This is a genomic window from Mesorhizobium sp. M5C.F.Ca.IN.020.32.2.1, from assembly GCF_004023105.1.
GTDB lineage: Bacteria > Pseudomonadota > Alphaproteobacteria > Rhizobiales > Rhizobiaceae > Mesorhizobium > Mesorhizobium wenxiniae.
In genome coordinates this window covers 1-4,640 of the sequence record NZ_RZSX01000511.1, presented here as the reverse complement: position 1 = coordinate 4,640, position 4,640 = coordinate 1, and the positions used below count along the sequence as shown (strand labels likewise).

Annotated in this window: 4 protein-coding genes and 1 pseudogene; 2 read left to right on the top strand and 3 right to left on the bottom strand. The window is 62.0% G+C overall.

Features of this window, described 5'->3' with window-relative positions:
* Window positions 1-143: pseudogene (locus EOA86_RS40560) on the bottom strand (EAL domain-containing protein); the annotation flags it as partial.
* Window positions 140-1,033 (bottom strand): EAL domain-containing protein, encoded by an 894-nt coding sequence (locus tag EOA86_RS23035; RefSeq protein WP_128343752.1) that lies wholly within the window; start codon window positions 1,031-1,033, stop codon window positions 140-142. The pseudogene EOA86_RS40560 and the gene EOA86_RS23035, both read right to left, overlap by 4 nt.
* A gap of 206 nt (window positions 1,034-1,239) precedes the next feature.
* Between EOA86_RS23035 and EOA86_RS23030 the strand changes: the two genes are divergently transcribed.
* On the top strand, window positions 1,240-2,442 hold the full coding sequence (locus EOA86_RS23030) for a pyridoxal phosphate-dependent aminotransferase (RefSeq protein WP_128343751.1): 1,203 nt from the start codon (window positions 1,240-1,242) through the stop codon (window positions 2,440-2,442).
* Between the two features lie 59 nt (window positions 2,443-2,501).
* Here EOA86_RS23030 and EOA86_RS23025 read toward each other — a convergent pair whose 3' ends face one another.
* Window positions 2,502-2,897, bottom strand: a complete 396-nt coding sequence (locus tag EOA86_RS23025) for a cupin domain-containing protein (RefSeq protein WP_095519142.1) — start codon at window positions 2,895-2,897, stop codon at window positions 2,502-2,504.
* 345 nt (window positions 2,898-3,242) lie between these two features.
* Between EOA86_RS23025 and EOA86_RS23020 the strand changes: the two genes are divergently transcribed.
* A partial coding sequence (locus EOA86_RS23020) for an elongation factor G (protein ID WP_128343749.1) occupies window positions 3,243-4,640 on the top strand: 1,398 nt, incomplete at its 3' end.

Genomic DNA, 4,640 nt, shown 5'->3' with positions numbered 1-4,640 from the left:
TTCAAAAACCTGCCGCGCGGCGCGAAGATCGGCTGGTAGGCGCTCCTCAGCCGGAACGCGCCATAGACGCCGTATTCGATACCGACCTCGTCGGCAAAGATTGCCTCGCCGACATTGCGCCGCCTGTCGGGCCGCCCGGTCATAGTACCAACTTGCGTCCGAAAGCCCGTTTCGGCCTCGGCGAAGGCGAGACAGTCGCAGGCACCTCGTCGGCATCGGGCACTGCCACCGGCATCTGCCTGTCCTTGCCGAAGACGTGAAAGCTGGTCGGCGCAAGCTCCGGGCGCGCCAGCGCGAATCCCTGCACCATCGAGGCTCCCGATTTTTCAGCCAGTTCAAGCTGCCAGCTCTCCTCGATGCCCTCGAACACGGTGCGGATGCCTTGCTGTTCGAAACTTGCCACCATGGCGGTCAGCAGTGCGAAACCGGCGCCGGACTCCATCAGTTGCATGATCCAGTGGGCATCGAATTTGACGATGTCCGGCCTGAGCTCCTTGATGCGGTTGATGTCGGACTCGTCGGCGCCGTAGTCGTCGACCGCTATGCGAAATCCGTTGGCCCTGAGTGCCTCGACGAAATTGTAGAGCGTTTCCTGCGACGCCGATTTCTGCTCGGTCACCTCGCAGACGACCCGGTTCGCATCGATCTCAGCCTCATGCAGCACCAGCCGCATGTCGCGCAGCGCCTTGTCAGCGATGCTGCGATCGGTGAACACCGACGGATCGAAGTTAATGAAAATGAATGCCTCTTGCGGCAGGCAGGCGCCGGCGTTCAAAAGATGCAGCGTCCTTGTCAGCGCCTCGATATGCAGGCGGTCGACCGTTGGACAGGTGTTGAAAAAGCTCACCGGCGACTGCGGCTCGCCGTCGCGGAACGGCCGGATCAGCCCCTCGAATCCGGTGACGGACAATTTGCCGTTGCTGAAGGCGAAGATCGGCTGGAAAGCGCTCTGCAGCGTATAGATGCCCCAGACACCGCTGGCGGTGCCGTCGTCATGACGGACGATATGGTCATGCCCGATGCTGCGCGACACGGTTCCTCGCTCTGCGAGACTGGCGGAATGGATCGTGATCCAGCCACTCGGGGTTTTACCGCGTGTAGGTGAATTTATTGTTGCCGAATTTGCCGGGGATTTGAGATCTGGCTCATCCGACAGTGCTTGCGCTTGGCGGAATGATGCGACATGAGAAGCGCCGCGGTTAGATGGACCGCCTGCATCCCCAAGGAGATAACATCGTCATGGCCTTTCTTGCTGACGTCCTTTCCCGCGTAAAGCCTTCCGCGACCATCGCGGTGACGCAGAAAGCACGCGAGCTGAAAAACGCCGGCCGAGACGTGATCGGGTTGGGTGCCGGCGAACCGGACTTCGACACGCCGGACAACATCAAGAACGCTGCGATCGAGGCTATCCGCCGCGGCGAAACGAAATATCCTCCGGTTTCCGGCATCGTGCCGCTGCGCGAGGCGATCGTCGAAAAATTCAAGCGCGAGAACAATCTCGACTACCGGCCGGAGCAGACCATCGTCGGCACCGGCGGCAAGCAGATCCTATTCAATGCCTTTATGGCGACGCTGAATCCCGGCGACGAGGTCATCATTCCGAGGCCGTACTGGGTCAGCTATCCCGAGATGGTAGCGATCTGCGGCGGCACCCCGGCATTTGCCGACACCTCCATCGACAACGGCTTCAAGCTGACGGCGGCGGCGTTGGAAAAGGCGATTACGCCGCGCACCAAATGGCTGTTGATGAACTCACCGTCGAACCCGTCGGGCGCTGCCTACACCGAGTCTGAATTGCGCGCTCTGGCCAACGTGCTGTTGAAGCATCCCGATGTCTGGGTGCTGACCGACGACATGTACGAGCACCTGATCTATGGTGACTTCGTCTTCAAGACCATCGCCGAGGTCGAGCCGAAGCTTTATGAGCGCACGCTGACGATGAACGGCGTCTCGAAGGCCTATGCCATGACTGGCTGGCGCATCGGCTATGCGGCCGGGCCCGTGGCGCTGATCAAGGCAATGGATATGATACAGGGCCAGCAGACCTCCGGCGCCTGCACCATCGCCCAGTGGGCATCGGTGGAGGCGCTGAACGGTCCGCAGGATTTCATTGCGAAAAACAAGGCGATCTTCCAGGCTCGGCGCGATCTCGTCGTGTCGATGCTCAATCAGGCGCGCGGCATCACATGTCCGTCACCCGAAGGTGCTTTCTACGTCTATCCGTCCTGCGCCCAGTTGATCGGCAAGAAGACCAAAGCCGGCAAGGTGATCGACAGCGACGAAGCCTTCTGCTCGGAGCTGCTCGAGGCCGAAGGCGTAGCGGTGGTGTTCGGTTCGGCCTTCGGCCTCGGCCCCAACTTCCGCATCTCCTATGCCACGTCGGAGGCGTTGCTCGAAGAGGCCTGCACGCGCATCCAGCGCTTCGCCGCCTCGCTGACCTGATCAGGCGCATCTCGAACACCAAACCCGGCTCGCGGTCGGGTTTGGTGGGCTCAAAAGCCTCAGCCGCCATACTGCTCGTCTGTCACCATTTCCAGCCAGTCGGCATGGACGTCGTCGAGCGCCTCCTGCATGGCGATATGCGCCATCGCCGATTTTGGACCGGCGCCGTGCCAATGCTTTTCATCAGGAGCGAACGAAATGACGTCGCCGGCCCTGATCGCCTGTACCGGCTCGCCCCAGCTTTGCGCAAGGCCGGCGCCTGATATGACATAGAGCGTCTGGCCCAGCGGATGCGTATGCCAGTGGGTACGCGCGCCGGGCTCGAAACTGACCATGATGGCGCGCAGCCGCGCTGGCGCTTCCTTCTCGATGATTGGCGTCTGCCACACGCGGCCGGTGAAGTACTTTTCCGGCGCAATGGCGGTCGGCACGCTGCCGCAGGCAATGATCTTCATCGTCGCGAGTCCTCAGGCTGATGGCGGATCGGTCGGCGACGGCCGTTCCTTTTTGTCGCAAGAAGCGGGCACTTTCGTCCGATAACCATCACGGCGCAACCGCTTTTGCGGCTGTTCGGCGACGGGCTTTGTTGCGGGATTTGATGGGAGGCTGGGCTCGCATCCGACGGCTTCGCCGATCACGGCTCAACATCCACGACATCAGGCGATCCTCAAATCCCTTGCCCTCCCGGCTAACCCGTGGGACGATGCCTTTGGGTAGGTGGCAAACTGAAAAAAGCCCCGCCCGCGACGGTCGACAGGCCGGCCGCCGCTCCCAGGGAAACGCCTGAGTGGAGGTCAGTCATGGGAACTCGCGCCGGAGGACGACGCACGGGACCGAAATGCATTGCCATAGTCGGTCCCTTTGCAAGCGGTAAGACGACACTTCTCGAAGCCATATTGGCCCGCACGGGCGCCATTCCCCGCCAGAATCCCGTTTCCTCGGGAAACACCGTTTCCGATCATTCGCCCGAGGCACGCGCCCACGCCATGAGCGTCGAGGCGACGTTTGCGACCACCGAATTCATGGGCGAGAAACTCACTTTCGTCGATTGTCCCGGCTCCATCGAATTCTCCTTCGAGGCAGAGCCGGTCCTCGCCGCCTGCGACATTGCCGTGGTCGTCGCCGAAGCCGACGAGAAGAAGATCCCTGCCCTGCAGCTGATCATGCGCAAGCTCGACGATCTCGGCGTGCCGCGCATCATGTTCCTCAACAAGGTCGATAAGGCGATATCAGGCGTGCGCGACACGCTGAAGTTGCTGCAGCCGGCAAGCTCGGTGCCGTTGCTGCTTCGCCAGATTCCGCTGCGCAAGAACGGCGTCGTCATCGGCTCGATCGATCTCGCTCTGGAGCGCGCCTACATCTATCGCGAATATGCCGAAAGCGAGGTCGCCCAGATTCCCAGCGACGACAGGGCGCGCGAACTGGAGGCGCGCTTTTCCATGCTGGAGACGCTCGCCGATCATGACGACCAGTTGATGGAGCAGCTTCTCGAAGAGATTGAGCCGCCGAAGGACGCGATTTTCGACGACCTCGCCGCCGATCTGCGTGACGGCGCCGTGACGCCGGTGCTGATCGGCACCGCCGAGAAGGGCAATGGCGTGCTGCGCCTGTTGAAGACGATCCGCCACGACGCGCCCGACATCGAGGCGACCCGCAAGCGCCTTGGTGCACCTGATGGCAATGCGACCGTGGTCCAGGTGATGAAGACCATTCACACCGCGCATGGCGGCAAGCTGTCGGTCTCGCGCATCCTGTCCGGCCAGCTTGCCGACGCCTCCGAGCTCTTCCTTTCGAATGGCACCACGGCAAAAGTCTCCGGCATCCACAAAATGCTCGGCAAGGACCAGACCAAGCTCACCTCGGCCAGGGCCGGCGACACGGTCGCGCTCGGCAAGCTGGACGACGTCACGACCGGTCAGACCTTGAGCTCGGCAAAGGGCGGCATCAAGCCACTGGTCACGCTGATGCCGCCGCAGCCGGTCTTTGCGTTCGCGCTGCGCCCGAAGGAACGCAAAGACGAAGTGAAGATGTCGGCAGCCATCCAGCGACTTGCCGAAGAAGACCCCTCGCTCAGCCTGCGCCACAATCAAGATTCGGCCGAAACCGTGCTGTCGGGCCATGGCGAGATGCATCTGCGTGTCGTGCGCGAGCGGCTGGAGGGCAAGAACCAGATCCCGGTCGAAGGCCATGCGCCGGCC